We start from the raw sequence: 17,584 nt of genomic DNA on the forward strand, positions 1-17,584 counted from the left end.
GGAGATAGCGCCCAGGAAGGTGGGAACACCGTTTAGGCCACGATTATTTGGATCCAATAAAAATCGGCGCAGACACACGAATACTTGTACAAGCAATAGTTACTTGTTTCGAGGTGTCGTTAGCAGATATGAAGTATTCAATTGCGACATGAGTCCGCACAAGTTGTGATGCAGTCATCTATTCGCAGCTTGACGTACTTGCGCAAAGTTAAGCCTGGCGCTGCGAATAAGAAACGAGTGTGTACGGCCTGGAATCAACCGGGGGGCGAAACTGACTCTGGCCGACCTGGAACGCGAAGGCTTCGATCAGGGAGGCCTGTTCAGTTTCATCGAGGCTGAGCTGCCCGGTTTTCTGGTCGATCAGTTCAAGTTGCCAGGCGATCAGCGTCAGGCAGTCCTTGAGCGCATCCAGGGCTTCGTCGTGCAGTGCCATGTGGTTGTGGGCGTGATTGAGCAGGCCATGAATGTGCAATGAAAACTCTGACACGGCCGCGAGGGCGAGGGCATCCGCCTTGCACGCCAGTTTGAGCAGGGTGCTGAGCATGCAGTCAATGGCGTCCGGGTCATTGCTGATCAATTGCAGATGACTCAGGCACTCCTCGGTCCTGGCCAGGAGTGTTTCAGCCTCGACGAGAAACTCGGGAATGCGCTTTGCCCACTCTTTACGATTGTTCGGCATGCTTGTCTCCACAACGTCATGTCAAATGAGGAGGGTGTCTTGAGTTCGCGCTCTGGACGGCTCAAGTGCGGGCTGAACGCTTGAAAGGTTGATTGGCCACTGGTTTGCGATCGCAGACAAATGCCCGACTCCATTCATGCAATGAGAATGGCGTCACATTAATGGCTATTGGATATTGCGAATATCAGGTTGCACCTGATTGTTGCTAGGGGAATCCCTTACAGGGCGGAACCAATCGCGCAAATGATGGTCGCGGCGAAAAGCATGGCAATAGAAGAAATTACAGGATCAGTAAAGCATGATGTTAATGTGACATCAATTCCTCGCGTGGCATTTGCCAAGGGGTCAAGGTCCGGCGAAAACAGCCGATAACCCTCTATCCAGTGAATTCATCCGCAAAAGCCCCAGGAGTCATAGATGGCCGGTATTCTCGATACGGTAGACCAGCGTACGCAACTTGTGGGTGAGAATCGCCTGGAAATTCTCATGTTCCGGCTTGCCGGGCGGCAATTGTTCGCGATCAACGTGTTCAAGGTGCAGGAAGTCCTGCAACTGCCGAAGCTGACCCTGATGCCCCAGCGGCATCCGTTCGTGTGCGGCGTGGTCAATCTGCGCGGCCAGACCCTGCCGGTCATCGACCTGTCCCAGGCCATCGGCATGCGTGCGCTGGTGCCAGGCCCTGGCAGCACGATCATCGTCACGGAGTACAACCGCTCGGTGCAGGCCTTCCTGGTCGGAGGGGTGGACCGCATCGTCAACATGAACTGGGAAGCGATCCTGCCACCGCCCAGCAGTGCCGGCCGGCAGCATTACCTGACCGCGATCAGCAAGGTCGATGATCAGTTGGTGGAGATCATCGACGTCGAGAAAGTCCTCGCCGAAATCGTGCCTTACAACGCCAAGGTCTCCCGGGAAAAACTCGAGGATCCGGTGCTCGAACGCGCCCGTGGCCGCGAAGTGTTGCTGGTGGATGACTCGAATGTGGCCCTGACGCAACTGCGCGATACCCTGGGGCAACTGGGGGTGAAGATGCACATTGCCAGCGATGGCTTGAAGGCCCTGAACATGCTCAAGGCCTGGGCGGACACCGGCGTCAACATGACCGACAAGCTGCTGATGGTCTTCACCGACGCGGAAATGCCGGAAATGGACGGTTACCGCCTGACCACCGAAATCCGCAACGATCCGCGACTGCGCGGCCTTTATGTGGTGCTGCACACGTCCCTGTCCGGCAGCTTCAACGACTCGATGGTCAAGAAGGTCGGCTGTGACAACTTCCTCTCCAAATTCCAGCCGGACAAGTTGGTTGATGTGGTGCGTCAGCGTTTGATGCGCGATGCAGTGCCGGCCTGATCCGAGGACGAATGCCCAACACTAAACATTGTGGGAGCTGGCTTGCCAGCGAAGAGGCCCGAAAGGTCAATGCAATATTCAAGGACGCCTTCGCTGGCAAGCCAGCTCCTACAGGGGCGGGACCTTTGATTCGCTGATCAAGCTCGTATAGGGTGGCGTTTTTGTCCGTCAGGGAGCTGGCCATGTTGCGTCTGAGCGCGCTGTATCGTTATCCGTTGAAATCCGGCAAAGGCGAGATCCTGCAACAGGTCGGCCTCGACAAGCTGGGGCTGGACGGCGATCGACGCTGGATGCTGGTGGATGAAGCCAGCGGACGCTTCCTGACCCAGCGCGCGGTCGCGCAGATGAGCCAGCTGTCGGCGTTGTGGAATGCCGAGGGTGGCTTGACCCTCAGCGCCCCCGGCCATTCGCCGATCGATGTCGCCTTGCCCACCAGCGATGCTCAATTGCGCGGTGTGACCATCTGGCGTGACAGCTTGCGCGTGCCCGATGCCGGCGACGCGGCCGGCGCCTGGGTCAGTGGGTTCATCGGCAAGCCGACGCGCCTGGTGCAGGTGCCACTGGATCGCGCACGGACCACCGCCTCGGGCTATGGCAAGGACGACGATCAGGTCGCCTTCGCCGATGGCTTCCCGCTGTTGCTGATTGGCCAGGCATCGCTGGATGACCTGTCGCAACGCGTCGGCCGCTCGCTGGAGATGCTGCGTTTCCGGCCCAACCTGGTGATCGAGGGCAGCGAGGCGTATGCCGAGGATGGCTGGAAGCGCCTGCGCATCGGCGATGTCGAGTTCCGGGTGGTCAAGCCCTGTTCACGCTGCATCATGACAACCGTCGACCCGCAAACCGGCGAGCGTGACGCTGGCCGCGAACCCTTTGCCACCTTGCAGAAGTACCGTACCGAAGCCGATGGTGCGATGTTTGGGCAGAATCTGGTCAACGACGGTAATGGCCGGCTCGAAGTCGGCATGCCGGTCACCATCCTCGAATAAACGCCCTTCAACGAAAAATGCCCGTGTCGATGGACACGGGCATTGTCTTTTCGCAGTGAACCCGGGGTTTTAGCCGCGGTATTCGCACAGGTAGGCAGTGTCGACCGCCACTTTGAGCTGGAACTTGCTGTTGGCGGGCACGTTGAACTGGCTGCCGGCGGCGAAGGTTTCCCAATCGGTGCTGTCCGGGAGCTTGACGGTCAGGGCGCCGGAGACCACGTGCATGATTTCACGCTGGCTGGTGCCGAATTCGTATTCGCCCGGGGCCATGACGCCGATGGTCGCTGGGCCTTCGGCAGTGCCAAAGGCGATCGACTTGACGGTGCCGTCGAAGTACTCGTTGACTTTAAACATGGGCGATTCCTCGAAAAGGGCTTAAAAGGGCCGGCCAGTATGCACAAGGCCCAAGGACTCGTCACCTCTCTAGAGCGGCAGGACAAGCGGCAACAGGCGTGCGGTGTTGCGCGCGTCTTCCAGCGCCCGATGTTGCTGCCCCGTGAACTGCAGTCCCGCCAGTTGCAGGGCGCCGTTGAGCCCCAGCGGTCGTTCCAGGCGTCGGGCCTTGGCAAAGCGCTGCTTGAGATTCATGTGCGGCACGTTGCTCAACGCGCTGTCGAAGGGCAGGCGCTGCCATTCCTGGAGCAACTGTTTGCGATCGTAGTCACCCCAGCTGACCCAGCCTTCAAGCCGCGAGTGATGTTGGCCCAGCCAGCGCTCGAACGATGGCCAGACCTCGGCCAGGGGCTGTGCGGCATCGATGTTGGCCTGGGTGATGTGCGTCAGCTCCCGGCAAAACGGCGTCAACAGAGGGCGGCGCAACGGGCGCACGAAACGCTGGAAGCAATCCAGCTCGCGGCCTTTGCGATCCACCAGGGTGGCACCGATTTCGATGATTTCCATTTCCGTTATGGGCCAACCACCCTCATCGGTGGTGGCTTCCAGATCAATGACCAACCAGTGAGGCATCGCAGGGTTCCCGGTATCCGCGTGCTGATAGGGCTTGAGCGTAGCCAAACCCGGCGGTTACGCCTAGCGACTTATTCGACCTCAAGCAGAATCTGCCGGTTTTTCACCTGGTCGCCCACCTGCACCTGCAAGCGCTTGAGCACGCCGTCGATGCCCGCCTTGAGTGGGTGTTCCATTTTCATGGCTTCCAGCACCACCAGCAATTGGCCTTTGCTGACCTGGCTGCCTTCACTGACCAGCACGTCGATGACCGCACCGTCCATGGGCGCCTTGAGGGTGCCGGAGCTGATGCTGGCCTGGCTGCAGACCGGCGCTTGGGTGCGATCCAGCAGTTGCAGGCTGCCGGGGCGAGTGAATAGCCAGAGTTGCTCGCCTTCGAGAAGGTAGGCATGACGCTGGCGGATGCCGTCGATGTCCAGGGTGACCCAGCGACCGTCGCACTGGATAACGGTCAGGTTGAGCACCTGTGCGGCGATTTGAATCCGGTAGGGCTGCCCCGGTACCGCGTTGAGTTGCACGGGCCAGTCCTGATCCCCCAAGCCGATGTGGTAGTGCAGCGGCACACTGGCGTTGTTACGCCAACCGGCCAGCGCGGCGGGATGAATCCGTGCCGACCCGTGGTGGAACAGCGTCGCGGCAATCGCCAGTTCTTCAGCGCGGGGTACAGGGGCCTGAAGGCAAGGGTGTTCGGCGAAATGCGCCGCAATGAATCCGGTGCTGAATTCGCCACGGATGAACCGCGGATGTTCCAGCAGGCCGGCCAGCAAACGCTGGTTGCTCGGCAGGCCCAGCAGGACGCTGTCCTGCACCGCCCGCAGCAACTTGCGCCGGGCTTCTTCACGGGTCGCGCCGTGGGCAATGATCTTGCCCAGCATCGAATCGTAGAACGGGCTGACCTGCTGTCCTTCCATCAGCCCATGGTCGATGCGCACGCCGCTCTGCAGCGCCGGTTCCCAGCGGGCGATGCGCCCGGTTTGCGGGACAAAGTCCTGGGCCGGGTCTTCGGCGTACAAGCGCACTTCCATGGCGTGACCGCTGAGTTGCACCTGCTCCTGGCGCAACGGTAGCGGCAGCCCTGCGGCGACCTGCAGTTGCCAGGCCACCAGATCCAGCCCGGTGATCAGTTCGGTGACCGGATGCTCTACCTGCAGCCGGGTGTTCATTTCCAGGAAATAGAACTGCCCGCAGGCAGCCAGCAGGAATTCCACGGTGCCGGCGCCGACATAGTTGACCGCGCGACCGGCCTTGAGCGCCGCTTCGCCCATGGCCTGGCGCAGTTCGGCGGTCATGACCGGGCAGGGCGCTTCCTCGATGACTTTCTGGTGACGGCGCTGGATGGAACAGTCGCGCTCGCCGAGGTAGATCAGGTTGCCCTGATGGTCGCCGAACAGCTGAACCTCGACATGACGCGGGTCGATCAACGCCTGTTCGAGGATCAGTTCATCGCTGCCGAATCCATGCAGCGCTTCGGAGCGTGCGGTGCGGATCTGCGCCAACAAATCGCCGGCATCGTGCACCAGGCGCATGCCGCGACCGCCACCGCCAGCGCTGGCCTTGATCATCAGCGGGTAGCCGATGCGATCGGCTTCGCGGCTGAGCGTCGCATCGTCCTGCTCGGCGCCCTGATAACCGGCGATGCAGGGAACCCCTGCGTCGAGCATGGCCAGTTTCGACAGCCGTTTGCTGCCCATCAGTTCGATGGCTTCGGGGCTGGGGCCGATGAAGGTGATGCCGGCGTTTTGGCAGGCACGGGCGAAACCGGCATTTTCCGAGAGGAAACCGTAGCCCGGGTGGATGGCGTCGGCCCCGGTACGTCGGGCCGCCTCGATGATCGCTTCGATGTTCAGGTAGGACTGTTGCACCGGGGCCGGGCCGATGTTTACCGCTTCGTCGGCCATGTGCACGTGCAGGGCGTCGGCGTCGGTATCGCTGAAGACGGCGACGGTGCGGTAGCCCAGGGCCTGGGCGGTGCGCTGGATGCGGCAGGCTATTTCACCGCGGTTGGCGATCAGGATTTTGTTGAATCCGGGCATGTTTTATTCCCTGGGTTTTTGCGGTGAATGTGACGGCCCCTTCGCTGGCAAGCCAGCTCCTACAGGGGGCGGTGGCGTTCACAAAACCTTGTAGGAGCTGGCTTGCCAGCGAAGCTTTTAAGAGGCCCACCCCGGTTTCCTTTTTTGTACAAAAGCCAGGGTCCCCTCGACCCCTTCAGCCCCGGTCACCGCCTCGCTGAACCACTCAGCCGCCTGATCCAGCAGCTCATCCGATGGCTGCCCCGCACTCGCCAGCAACAATTTCTTGGTCGCCGCATTCGCCTCCGGCGCACAACACAACACATGCGCCAACACCTCATCGAGCCGTTCGGCCAACGCCTGCGCATCGTGCTCGACAAAATGCACCAGCCCCATCCGCCGCGCCTGGGTGCCGTCGAAACGTGCCGCCGTCAGTGCCAGGCGGCGTGCCTGGGTCAGGCCGATGCGCTGGACCACGAACGGCGCGATCTGCGCTGGCAACAGGCCGAGGCTGGTTTCCGGCAGGCCGAATTGCGCCTGGTGATCGGCCAGGGCAATGTCGCTGACGCAGGCCAGACCGAAGCCGCCACCGAGCACCGCGCCTTGCAAGACCGTGATCACCACTTGCGGCGCGTGCTGCACTTCCTGCAGCAACGCACCGAACAGCCGATTCAGATCGCGGTGCGCGCTCGGGCCCTGGGCGCGCGCGTTGGCCATGTCCTTGAGGTCGGCGCCGGCGCAGAAATGCCCGCCGGCACCGCCGATCACCAGGGCCCGAATCCCCCGGTCCTCGTGCACCGCCGCCAGCACCGCACGCAGTTCGCTGACCATCTGCAGGCTCATGGCGTTGCGGCTGTCCGGTCGATTGAGAGTGATGTGCAGCACGCCGTTGTGCAATTCGAGCAGCAGGGTCTGGCAAGCGGGCAGGGTGCTCATGGCTTTTTCCCCGGCAGGATGCCCATGAGCTTGCAGATGATCCCCAGCATGATTTCGTCCGCGCCGCCGCCGATCGACACCAGGCGTACATCGCGATACGCGCGGGCCACCGGGTTGTCCCACATGAAGCCCATGCCGCCCCAGTATTGCAGGCAACTGTCGCTGACCTCGCGGCCCAGGCGACCGGCCTTGAGCTTGGCCATCGACGCCAGGCGCGTGACGTCCTGGCCCTTGATGTATTGCTCGGTGGCTTGATACACCAGCGCCCGCAGGCACTCGATCTCGGTTTGCAGTTCGGCCAGGCGAAAGTGAATGACCTGGTTGTCGATCAGCGCACTGCCGAAGGTCTTGCGCTCCTTGCAGTACTCGATGGTGCTGTCGACGCAATACTCCAGGCCCTTGATCATGTTGGCCGCACCGAACAGGCGCTCCTCCTGGAACTGCAGCATTTGCATCATGAACCCGGCGCCTTCATGGCCGATGCGGTTGCGCTGTGGCACCCGCACGTTGTCGAAAAACACCTGGGCGGTTTCCGAGCTGCGCATGCCCAGTTTGTCCAGGTGCGAGCTGAGGCTGATGCCGGGGCTGTTCATCGGCACCATGATCAGCGATTTGTTGACGTGGGGTTTGTCGTCCGAGGTGTTGGCCAGCAGGCAGATGAAGTCGGCGCTCGGCGAGTTGGTGATCCACATCTTGCTGCCATTGATCACGTAATCGTCGCCGTCCTTGCGCGCGCTGGTTTTCAAGCCGGCCACGTCGGAGCCGGCGCCGACTTCGGAGACGCCGATACAGCCAACCTGCTCGCCGCTGATGGCCGGCCGCAGGAATTCATCGCGCAACTCATCGGAACCGAAGCGCGCCAGGGCCGGGGTACACATGTCGGTCTGCACGCCGATCGACATGGGAATGCCGCCGCAATGAATGGTGCCGAACTCTTCGGCGGCGACGATCGAGTAGCTGTAGTCCAGGCCCATGCCGCCGAACTTTTCCGGTTTGGAAATGCCCAGCAGCCCCAGGTCGCCGGCCTTGCGAAAAATCTCGTGGATCGGAAAGCGCCCGGCCTTTTCCCATTCCTCGACGTGGGGATTGATCTCGTGATCGACGAATTGGCGAACGGTGCGACGCAGTGCTTCGTGTTCCTGGGTGAAGATCATTCTTGTTGTTCTCCTGATTAGAACCGGGCTACACCAAAACTGTTGGCTTGCAGCGGCCGCACCTCGGCCTCAAAACAGATATCCAGCAAGTAACCGAGCAGGGTCCGGGTATCCCGTGGGTCGATCAGGCCGTCGTCCCACAGATTGGCGCTGCCATACAGCGCCGTGGATTGGCTGTCGAGTTTCTGCGCAGTGACCTGTTCGAGCATGTCGAGCATCTTCGGGTCGGGCACCAGGCCGTCCTTGGCCTGCTTGGCCTCGGTGACGATGCGCAGCACTTTGCCGGCCTGGGCGCCGCCCATCACGGCGGTGCGGCTGTTGGGCCAGGCGAAGATGAAACGCGGGTCCAGGCCACGCCCGCACATCGCGTAGTTGCCGGCGCCATAGGAACCGCCCACCACGACGGTCAGTTTTGGCACCCGGGCATTGGCCACCGCCTGGATCATCTTGGCGCCGTGCTTGATCACCCCTTGCTGCTCCGATTCGGTGCCGACCATGAATCCGGTGGTGTTGTGGAAAAACAGCAGCGGCGTCTGGCTCTGGTCGCACAGCTGAATGAACTGCGCCGCCTTGCTCGCGCCCTTGGGCGTGATCGGCCCGTTGTTGCCGATGAAGCCACAGGCGTGCCCGTGGATTTTCAGTTGGCCGCAGACGGTCTGCTGATCGAACTCGGCCTTGAACTCGAGGAAGTTCGAGCCGTCGGCGATGCGGGCGACGATCTCGCGCACGTCGTAGGGCTTTTTCGGGTCGTCCGGGATCAGGCCCAACAACTCGTCGATGGGGTAGAGCGGCTCTTGCCATTGCCTGGCAGGCAGCACCGGCAGGCGCGCATTCCACGGCAGCAGGCTGACGATCTCGCGCACCAGGCGCACGCCGTCGGCATCGTTCTCGGCCAGGTATTCGGCGGTGCCGGCCGTTTGCGCGTGCATCTCGGCGCCCCCCAGTTCCTCGTCAGTGGCGACTTCTCCAGTGGCCGCTTTCAACAGCGGCGGGCCGGCCAGGAACAGCTTGGCCTTGCCGCGTACCACCACCACATAGTCCGACAGCCCTGGTTGATAGGCGCCGCCGGCCGTCGCCGAGCCGTGGACCACGGTAATCTGCGGCAGGCCCATGGCCGACATGCGCGCCTGGTTGGCAAAGCTGCGCGCGCCTTCGACGAAAATCTCCGCCGCGTAATTGAGGTTGGCGCCACCGCTCTCGGCGAGGGTAATCACCGGCAGTTTGTTTTCCATGGCGATCTGTTGCAGGCGCAGGGACTTTTTCAGGCCCGAGGGGGAAATGGTGCCGCCCTTGATCGCACTGTTGTTCGCCACCACCAGTACCCGTATACCCGACACGTAACCGATCCCGGCGATCAAGCCGCCACCGGCCGCGCTGCCATCTTTGTCGTCGTGCAGCTTGTAGCCGGCCAGGCCGGCCAGTTCGAGAAACGGCGCACCTGGGTCGAGCAACAGGTTGAGGCGTTCGCGAGGCAGCAACTGCGCGCGTTTTTCGAACTTGGGTCTGGCCTCGGCCGCCTTGTCCAGCAGGGTCTGTTCAAGGCTGCGCAGCTGCTCGACGGCAACCAGCATTGCCGCGCGGTGGCGGGCGAACGGTTCGCTGCGGGGGTCGAGTTGCGACTGAATCACCGGCATGGCTTATTCCTTGTCCTTGAGCACATCAGGCAGGTACGCGCGGTGGAAGCCGTTGTACGACTCGCTGTGGGTCGCCTTGTGGATCGGCCAGGCCCGCCCGCCGAGGCTGGCCGCGCCGTCGATGCGCAGGGTGCTGCCGCTGATGAACGCCGCGCCCGGGCTGAGCAGGAACACGATCGCCGCGCTGACTTCCGATTCGGTGCCGATGCGCTTGAGCGGCACGTGTTCACGCAAGGTCGGAATCACCGCCTTGAACGCACCTTCGTAGGTGTCCATGCCGCTGGACGCGATCCAGCCCGGCGCCACGGCGTTGACCCGGACCCCGGCGTGGCCCCATTCGAAGGCCGCGGTCTTGGTCAGGTTGTCCATGCCCGAGCGCGCCGCGCCCGAGTGGCCCATGCCCGGCATGCCACCCCACATATCGGCGAGCATGTTGACGATGGCGCCGCCATGTTTGCTCATGGACTGGTTGAACACTTCCCGGGCCATCAGGAAGCCGCCCAGCAGATTGGTGCGCATCACCGTTTCGAAACCCTTCAGGTTGATCGAGGCCAGTGGTGACGGGTACTGGCCGCCGGCGTTGTTGACCAGGCCGTGAATCGGGCCGTGCTTGCGGATCAGTTCGCTGACCAGATGCGTGACCGCTTCTTCCTCGCGGATATCGCAAGTGCTCCAGTCAGCCCTGCCGCCATCTTCGGCAATTTCGGCGGCGACGGTTTTCAGCTTGTCGGCCTTGCGCCCGACCAGCAGCACATGGGCGCCGAGGGCCGCCAGTTCGTGAGCGGTGCAGCGGCCGATGCCACTGCCGCCACCGGTGACGATGATGGTCTGGCCGGCAAACACATCGGCTTTGAAAATCGAATCGTAGGCCATGGCGGCAATCCTCTAGTTGACCTGGTCGGCGATGCGCTGGGGCACCGGAATCTGGATTTCCAGCAACTGCTGGGCGAACGCCTTGCCCTGCGGATCGATCCGCAGGCTGGCCACGCCACCGCCACCCAGGGCGTTTTCCAGGAGGAAATTCAGGCTGTGGGTGGCGGGCAAGTACCAACGCTCGACGCGCCCGTGGATCGGGTCGAGGACGTGGCTCATCCAGTCGACGATCACCTCCGGGGTCAGGGCTTCGGCGATCCACGGCAGGTACTGCGGGTCGCGGGCCATGACGCCGATGTTGCTGTGGTTGCCCTTGTCACCGGAGCGGGCGACCGCGAGCTTGACCAGGGCGACGCTGGCGTCGGCCGGGCCCGAAGGCCTGGGTGGCTCGAACGGCACCGGCAAGTCGGCGCTGTCGAGCACATCGAGGGCGGGCAGGGCGCAGGGGTGGCGCTGACCCATGAGTTCAATGTCCAGCGTGCAGGCGTTTTTGTCGATCAGGAACGAAAACAAGCGGATCAGCGGATACACCGTCGGCCGGCCACCGACGATCCCGGTCAGCCCCGGCGCCATACCGGTGGCGGCCTGGGCGATTTCCCGGGAGAACAGGATCAACGCCTGTTTGTGCGGATGGCGCACCGCGAGCTTGATCACCACTTCGCGGCTGTCCTGGCGCTGGCCGTGGGGGCCGTACGTGGCTTCGCTGCCAAGCAGTTCAATGTTCACCTCGCTGTAGGGCGCCCAGCCGCGCTGGCTGAACATCTGCGAGGTCTTGTTGATGATCGCTTCACTGACACGCCGGGCCTTGTCCACCGCATCGATGCCGGCGATCAGGCAACTGGCGGTGCAGCGAAAACCGTCCGGGTAGGTGGCGCTGACCTTGTACTGGGCGGTGGGCGGCAAGCCTTTTGCGCCATGCACCCGGACCGCGTTTCGGCCTTGCTGCACGAGCCGGACCTGGGTGAAATCGCAGACCACGTCGGGCAGTAGGTACGCCCGTGGGTCGCCGATTTCATAGAGCATCTGTTCGCCCACGGTCAGGGGCGTGACCAATCCGCCGCTGCCTTCGGGCTTGCTGACGATGAACTGGCTGTCGGCGCTGACTTCGACGATGGGAAAGCCGATGTGCTCGTAGTCGGGCACATCGCGCCAATCGGTGAAATTGCCGCCGGTGCATTGCGCGCCGCATTCGATGATGTGCCCGGCCAGCGCCGCCTGGGCCAGTTTGTCGTAGTCGTGCCACGACCAGCCGAACTCATGCACCAGCGCGGCACTGACCACGGCGCTGTCGACTACGCGCCCGGTGATCACGATGTCTGCGCCCAGGCGCAGGGCTTCGACGATGCCGGGCGCGCCAAGGTAGGCGTTGGTCGAGACACACATTGGCGGCAGGGGGGCGCCGCTGAACATTTCATGAATGCCCTGGCTGCCTAGCTGCTTGAATTGCGGTTGCAGGTCATCGCCCAGCAGGACGGCGATCTTCAGGGTGACGCCGGCCTCGTCGCAGGCCGCTTGCAGGGCAGCGGCACAGGCTTGGGGATTGACGCCGCCGGCATTGCTGATCACGCGGATCTTTTGTTCGGCGAGTTGGGAGAGCAGCGGCCCGAGGACTTCGACGAAGTCAGTGGCGTATCCGGCCTGGGGATCTTTCATCCGCGCGCCCGCCATGATCGACAGGGTGATTTCGGCCAGGTAGTCGAAGACCAGGTAGTCCAGGTGCCCGCCTTCCACCAGTTGCTCGGCGGCGGTCGAGGTGTCGCCCCAGAAGGCGCTGGCGCAGCCGATGCGAATCGTTCTTGGCGCAATCAACTCCATAACCACCTCCGGCAACAATGCTTCGAGACTACCAAGCAAGCGCTTGGTTTGTAAACGGCTGAACTATCTTCTGCCCGAGCGCTTGCTTGGTCGTCGCCAGTTGCTTAAATTGCCAGCGCAACCCCAATGTTTTCGCGGGGAGCGCGGCATTGGACTGATCGACTGTAGGAGAGAACGGGTGGATGAGCAAAAAGCCTTGAGCGTCATGCGCGAGTTGGTCGACAGCGGGCAATTGACCGACCCCGACAGCGCCCGTGGCAAGTTGCTGCAAGTGGCGGCCCACCTGTTTCGCCACAAAGGCTATGAACGCACGACCGTGCGCGACCTGGCCGGTGCCGTGGGCATCCAGTCGGGGAGCATTTTTCATCACTTCAAGAGCAAGGACGAGATCCTGCGGGCGGTGATGGAGGAGACCATTCGCTACAACACCGCGTTGATGCGGGCGGCCATCGCCGAGACGGGCGACGTGCGCGAACGGGTGCTGGCGCTGATCCGCTGCGAATTGCAGTCGATCATGGGCGGCAGTGGCGAAGCCATGGCCGTGCTGGTCTACGAATGGCGATCGCTGTCCGAGGAGGGCCAGGCCCAGGTCCTGGCGCTGCGCGATATCTATGAAGACATCTGGCTGCAGGTGCTGGGTCAAGCCAAGAGCGCCGGTTTTATCCGCGGCGATGTGTTTATCACCCGGCGCTTCCTGACCGGGGCGCTGTCCTGGACCACCACCTGGTTTCGTGCCGGTGGCAGCATGAGCCTGGATCAACTGGCGGAGGAGGCCTTGATCCTGGTGCTGGAGGGCAAGTAAGGCGGGTGTGCGGGTCGGCAGGAAACTGGCTAACTGGGCGAAACCGCCTAGCTTGAATGCATTGATGCAGTACTTCGGGAGTGGGTTGTTTTGATGTCTTCGCCAATTCGGACGGCTTCGCGGTTTTTACTGGCGGTGGTCGCGGCGTTATCGGTTCTACCGACCCAGGCTGCACAACTGGTGCGCATCGGTGCCGCACACTTTCCACCCTACACGGTGCGCCCTGAATCCGGGGCCGACACCGGCCTGTTGCCGCAACTGGTCGAGGCCCTCAACACCCTGCAAAGCGACTACCGGTTCGTGCTGGTACCCACCTCCATTCCCCGTCGTTTTGGCGATTTCAAGCAAGGCCGGGTGGACATGGCGATCTTCGAAAACCCCAATTGGGGCTGGAAGGACATTCCCCACACCAGCGTCGACATGGGCCTGGAAGATGCCGAAATCTTCGTCGCCCAACGCCTGCCGGAGCGCCAGCAAAGTTACTTCAGCGACCTCAGCGGCAAGCGCCTGGCGTTGTTCAGCGGGTACCACTACGAGTTCGCCAACTTCAATGCCGACCCCAAGTATCTCGCCACTCACTACAACGCCACGTCGACCTACTCCCATGACAGCAACCTGCTGATGGTGCTGCGTGGGCGCGCCGATGTCGCCCTGGTCACACGGTCCTACCTGAGCGACTACTTTCTGCGCAACCAGCAAGTCGCCAGCGAGTTGCTGGTATCCGAGCGCGTCGACCAGATCTATCACCACTACGCCATTCTGCGCCCGGCCGCGCCGATCAGCGGGGAGGCCTTCGGCAAGTTGCTGCAAGGGTTGCGGGACAATGGCCAGATGCTGAAGATTTTCGACCCCTACAAAATTGCGGTCTTGCCGGCGCCGGCTAACTGAGCGGGGCACCGTAAGTCGTGTATCGCTTAAATTTTCCGGCTTGGCTCACGTCAAACGTTGACCTGTCGACGAATCGTGAGCCCGACCCATGTCCAATCCGAATGTCCTGCCTTTACCAAACGGCAGCCGTCTCGTAGCCGATGAAACCGAAACCGGGCTGAGCCTGAGCCTTGAAGGCCAGTCGCTGATCCAGCTACACCTGACCCGCGCGCCCGAGTTGCTGCTGCAATTGCACGAGGGCGCTCCACGCCCCGACAGCCGGGCCATCTGGGCCGCGTGTTACTGGTTGTTCGCCCGTGACCCTGCTTGCCAGCGACTGGTCTGGCAACTCGATGAAGCGCCACCTGAAGCGTTGCTCAGCGCATTGCTGGTGTCTACCGAAACGGTCGGCCAGTTCCGTTGCGAACGCACGCTGTTCTGGCAGTTGCCGCAGCCGTGGCTGGGTCAGTCGCTGACGGGCTGTTACCCACAGCGGATGGTATTCAGCGGCGGCAAGCGTCACCCGTTGCGCCCACCGAAGCCACGGGGCGAGGTGTATCGGCGTTTCGATGCCAGGCTGGGGGCCTGGATTTCCCTGCGTACGGTGGACATCGACGAGGATCTTGCGCGTTTCAATCGCTGGCAGAACAGCCCTCGAGTGGCGAATTTCTGGCAGGAGCAGGGCAGTCTCGAACAGCATCGAGAGTACCTGGGCAAACTCCAGGACGATCCCCATACCCTGACCTTGATCGGTTGTTTCGACGATCAGCCCTTTGCCTACTTCGAAGCGTATTGGGCCAAGGAAGACCGCATCGCGCCGTTCTACGAGGCAGGTGATCACGACCGTGGCATTCATATGCTGGTGGGGGAAGAAAATCATCGTGGGCCGCACAAGGTAGCGAGCTGGCTGTCGGCGTTGGTGCACTACCTGTTTCTCGACGATCCACGTACCCAACGGGTCGTCGCCGAGCCCCGTGCCGACAACGCGAAGATGATCGGGCACATGCAAGGACAGGGATTTTACTGCGAGAAGGAATTCGACTTTCCACACAAGCGCGCAGCGTTAATGGCGCTGGGGCGCGAGCGGTTCTTCGATCGCTGCTCGTTGACCTGAACCGGAAGTAACGGCAGTAAATCGTCCGAATGCCGCGAAGGACTTCGGACGATTTTGCAGCTAGCGGTCCTGCGCTTCCTTGGCGTCCATTTCCGCATTGCGTTCGGCGACGCGTTTGCGCTGTTCATCGGTCAGCTCAACCTTGTGGGCGGTGTCACGCAGCATCATCAGACCGCCAACGATAGAGCCAATGGCAACTATCAGAATCAACCAGGCATACCAGGGCATGGGACCTCCTTGAAAGCCGGTCGGCGGGCGAGGGTTTCGCTTGCCGAACGTGCATACCACTTTGAGCGATTGGATTTCGCTGTGGTTCCATTCTATGCCTGTTTCACACCTGCGATGTTGCCTGTCATGCCGCCATCGCGAGCAAGCTCGCTCCCACAGGGTTTTCGCAGTGTCTGGGTGAACGCATTCCCCCTGTGGGAGCGGGCTTGCTCGCGAAGGGGCCAGCCAGAACAACGCAGTAACCAAGCCATAAACCCAGTCTTTACGCTTTCTTTATACCCCGCGCGCACCCTCGCTCTCGTTCCTTTACAGCCTCCCTGCCGACAATACCTCCACACGCGGCAATACGCCGTAACACGGAGAACTTCCATGAGCGTTCTGGACGGAGTGTCACTGCTGCTGGCAGTGGGACTGTTCATTTATCTGTTGGTTGCGCTGTTGCGCGCAGACCGGAACTAGGAGCGGCTATGCACAGTTATGACTATTGGCTGATCCTGGCGTTTTTCGCGCTGGTTTTGGTCCCGGCACCGTTCCTGGGGCGGTTCTACTACAAGGTCATGGAAGGCCAGCGCACCTGGCTGACGCCCATCCTTGGTCCGGTGGAACGCGGTTGTTATCGTCTGGCCGGCGTCGATCCCCAGGTCGAACAGAGCTGGCAGAAGTACACCCTGGCCTTGCTCGCCTTCAACCTCGCGGGTTTCCTGTTGCTGTTCGCAATCCTGCTGTTCCAGGACCACTTGCCGCTGAACCCGCAAAACCTGCCCGGCCAGGAGTGGACGCTGGCGTTCAACACCGCCGTCAGCTTCATGACCAACACCAACTGGCAGGGCTACAGCGGCGAAGCATCCCTGAGCTACCTGAGCCAGATGGTTGGCCTCACCGTGCAGAACTTCGTCAGCGCCGCCACCGGCCTGGCGGTACTGGTAGCCCTCTGCCGCGGCATCGGTCGCAAATCCACGGCGTCGCTGGGCAACTTCTGGGTCGACATGACTCGCGCCACCCTCTACGGCCTGCTGCCACTGTGCCTGCTGCTGGCGCTGTTCCTGGTCTGGCAGGGCGTGCCGCAAACCTTCGCGCAGTACGTCAATGCGCTGACGATGCAGGGTGTCGATCAGGTCATCCCGCTGGGGCCGGCCGCCAGCCAGATTGCGATCAAGCAACTGGGCACCAACGGTGGTGGCTTCTTCGGCGTCAACTCGGCGCATCCGTTCGAGAACCCGACGGCCTGGAGCAACCTGTTCGAAGTGGCGTCGATCATCCTGATTCCGGTCGCGCTGGTGTTCACCTTCGGCCATTACGTCAAGGACCTGCGCCAGAGCCGCGCGATCATTGCCTGCATGCTCGCCCTGTTCCTGATCGGCGGCGCGACCTCGATGTGGGCCGAGTACCAGCCCAACCCGAGCCTGGCCAACGTCGCCGTCGAACAGACCGCACCGCTGGAGGGCAAGGAGGCACGTTTCGGTACCACCGCCACGGTGCTGTGGTCGGTGACCACCACGGCGGCCTCGAACGGTTCGGTCAATGGCATGCATGACAGCCTCAACCCGCTCAGCGGCATGGTCGCGCTGGTCAACATGATGGTCGGCGAAGTGATCTTCGGCGGCGTCGGTGCCGGCCTCTACGGCATGTTGCTCAACGTGCTGATCGCAGTGTTCCTCGCCGGCCTGATGATCGGCCGGACCCCGGAATACCTCGGCAAAAAACTGCAGGCCCGCGAGGTGCAACTGTTGGTGGTGACCCTGCTGGTCATGCCGCTCGGCGTGCTGGTCCTCAGTGCGATTGCCGCCAGCCTGCCAGGGCCCGTGGCCTCGGTGAGCAACCCCGGCGCCCATGGGTTTAGCCAATTGCTCTACGCCTACACCTCGGCCAGTGCCAACAACGGTTCGGCGTTCGCTGGCTTCGGCGCCAATACGGCGTACCACAACCTGATGCTGGGCCTGGGCATGTTGATCGGTCGCTTCGGCTACATCCTGCCGGTGCTGGCCCTGGCCGGCAGCCTGGCGATGAAGAAGACCGCACCGATCGGCCAGAACAGCTTCCCGACCCACGGTCCGCTGTTCGTGACCTTGCTGACCGTGACCATCTTGCTGGTGGGTGGTTTGACCTTCCTGCCGACGCTGGCGCTGGGTCCGATTGCTGAACATCTGAGCATGGGCTTCTAA

Annotated in this window: 17 protein-coding genes; 7 read left to right on the forward strand and 10 right to left on the reverse strand. The window is 62.3% G+C overall.

Features of this window, described 5'->3' with window-relative positions:
* Positions 1-208 precede the first annotated feature (208 nt).
* Entirely contained in the window at positions 209-679 is a 471-nt protein-coding gene (locus SOP95_RS10430) for a hypothetical protein (RefSeq protein WP_274073107.1), read from the reverse strand.
* A 417-nt stretch (positions 680-1,096) separates the two neighbouring features.
* Between SOP95_RS10430 and SOP95_RS10435 the strand changes: the two genes are divergently transcribed.
* Positions 1,097-2,032 (forward strand): chemotaxis protein CheV, encoded by a 936-nt coding sequence (locus SOP95_RS10435; protein WP_274073108.1) that lies wholly within the window; start codon positions 1,097-1,099, stop codon positions 2,030-2,032.
* Between the two features lie 182 nt (positions 2,033-2,214).
* A complete protein-coding gene (locus SOP95_RS10440) occupies positions 2,215-3,021 on the forward strand; it encodes an MOSC domain-containing protein (RefSeq protein WP_323607058.1) in 807 nt (268 codons plus the stop codon).
* A gap of 69 nt (positions 3,022-3,090) precedes the next feature.
* Here the strand turns inward: SOP95_RS10440 and ppnP are convergent, their stop codons facing one another.
* The 8 genes from ppnP to SOP95_RS10480 form a co-directional block, all read right to left on the reverse strand.
* A complete protein-coding gene (gene ppnP / locus SOP95_RS10445; RefSeq protein WP_045058110.1) occupies positions 3,091-3,375 on the reverse strand; it encodes a pyrimidine/purine nucleoside phosphorylase in 285 nt (94 codons plus the stop codon).
* Between the two features lie 69 nt (positions 3,376-3,444).
* Positions 3,445-3,987, reverse strand: coding sequence for an exonuclease domain-containing protein (locus tag SOP95_RS10450; protein WP_274073110.1), 543 nt, complete (start codon positions 3,985-3,987; stop codon positions 3,445-3,447).
* 71 nt (positions 3,988-4,058) lie between these two features.
* Positions 4,059-6,020: an acetyl/propionyl/methylcrotonyl-CoA carboxylase subunit alpha gene (locus SOP95_RS10455; RefSeq protein ID WP_323607059.1), complete on the reverse strand. Its 1,962-nt coding sequence runs from the start codon at positions 6,018-6,020 to the stop codon at positions 4,059-4,061.
* Between the two features lie 117 nt (positions 6,021-6,137).
* Positions 6,138-6,935, reverse strand: a complete 798-nt coding sequence (locus SOP95_RS10460) for an enoyl-CoA hydratase/isomerase family protein (protein ID WP_323607060.1) — start codon at positions 6,933-6,935, stop codon at positions 6,138-6,140.
* Positions 6,932-8,089 carry a citronellyl-CoA dehydrogenase gene (gene atuD, locus SOP95_RS10465; protein ID WP_323607061.1) on the reverse strand — a complete coding sequence of 386 codons (1,158 nt, stop codon included), beginning with the start codon at positions 8,087-8,089 and terminating at the stop codon, positions 6,932-6,934. Before atuD ends, SOP95_RS10460 begins: the two co-directional genes overlap by 4 nt.
* Before the next feature lie 17 nt (positions 8,090-8,106).
* Entirely contained in the window at positions 8,107-9,723 is a 1,617-nt protein-coding gene (gene atuC / locus SOP95_RS10470) for a geranyl-CoA carboxylase subunit beta (protein WP_323607062.1), read from the reverse strand.
* A gap of 3 nt (positions 9,724-9,726) precedes the next feature.
* Positions 9,727-10,596, reverse strand: a complete 870-nt coding sequence (locus tag SOP95_RS10475; RefSeq protein WP_274073115.1) for an SDR family oxidoreductase — start codon at positions 10,594-10,596, stop codon at positions 9,727-9,729.
* 12 nt (positions 10,597-10,608) lie between these two features.
* Positions 10,609-12,411 carry an acyclic terpene utilization AtuA family protein gene (locus SOP95_RS10480; protein ID WP_323607063.1) on the reverse strand — a complete coding sequence of 601 codons (1,803 nt, stop codon included), beginning with the start codon at positions 12,409-12,411 and terminating at the stop codon, positions 10,609-10,611.
* Positions 12,412-12,589: 178 nt separating this feature from the next.
* Here SOP95_RS10480 and SOP95_RS10485 point away from each other — a divergent pair, with 178 nt between their 5' ends.
* From SOP95_RS10485 to SOP95_RS10495, 3 genes are all read left to right on the forward strand, one after another.
* Positions 12,590-13,213 (forward strand): TetR/AcrR family transcriptional regulator, encoded by a 624-nt coding sequence (locus tag SOP95_RS10485; RefSeq protein WP_274073117.1) that lies wholly within the window; start codon positions 12,590-12,592, stop codon positions 13,211-13,213.
* Positions 13,214-13,306: 93 nt separating this feature from the next.
* A complete protein-coding gene (locus tag SOP95_RS10490) occupies positions 13,307-14,101 on the forward strand; it encodes a substrate-binding periplasmic protein (RefSeq protein ID WP_323607064.1) in 795 nt (264 codons plus the stop codon).
* A gap of 88 nt (positions 14,102-14,189) precedes the next feature.
* Positions 14,190-15,194 (forward strand): GNAT family N-acetyltransferase, encoded by a 1,005-nt coding sequence (locus SOP95_RS10495; RefSeq protein ID WP_323607065.1) that lies wholly within the window; start codon positions 14,190-14,192, stop codon positions 15,192-15,194.
* A gap of 60 nt (positions 15,195-15,254) precedes the next feature.
* On the opposite strand, the gene SOP95_RS10500 is transcribed toward SOP95_RS10495, so the two are convergent.
* A complete protein-coding gene (locus tag SOP95_RS10500) occupies positions 15,255-15,422 on the reverse strand; it encodes a DUF2897 family protein (RefSeq protein WP_274073120.1) in 168 nt (55 codons plus the stop codon).
* Between the two features lie 369 nt (positions 15,423-15,791).
* Here SOP95_RS10500 and kdpF point away from each other — a divergent pair, with 369 nt between their 5' ends.
* Positions 15,792-15,881 (forward strand): K(+)-transporting ATPase subunit F, encoded by a 90-nt coding sequence (gene kdpF / locus SOP95_RS10505; RefSeq protein WP_007899818.1) that lies wholly within the window; start codon positions 15,792-15,794, stop codon positions 15,879-15,881.
* 8 nt (positions 15,882-15,889) lie between these two features.
* Positions 15,890-17,584: a potassium-transporting ATPase subunit KdpA gene (kdpA, locus tag SOP95_RS10510; protein WP_323607066.1), complete on the forward strand. Its 1,695-nt coding sequence runs from the start codon at positions 15,890-15,892 to the stop codon at positions 17,582-17,584.

This window comes from Pseudomonas sp. YuFO8, assembly GCF_035065025.1.
Lineage (GTDB): Bacteria > Pseudomonadota > Gammaproteobacteria > Pseudomonadales > Pseudomonadaceae > Aquipseudomonas > Aquipseudomonas putida_AE.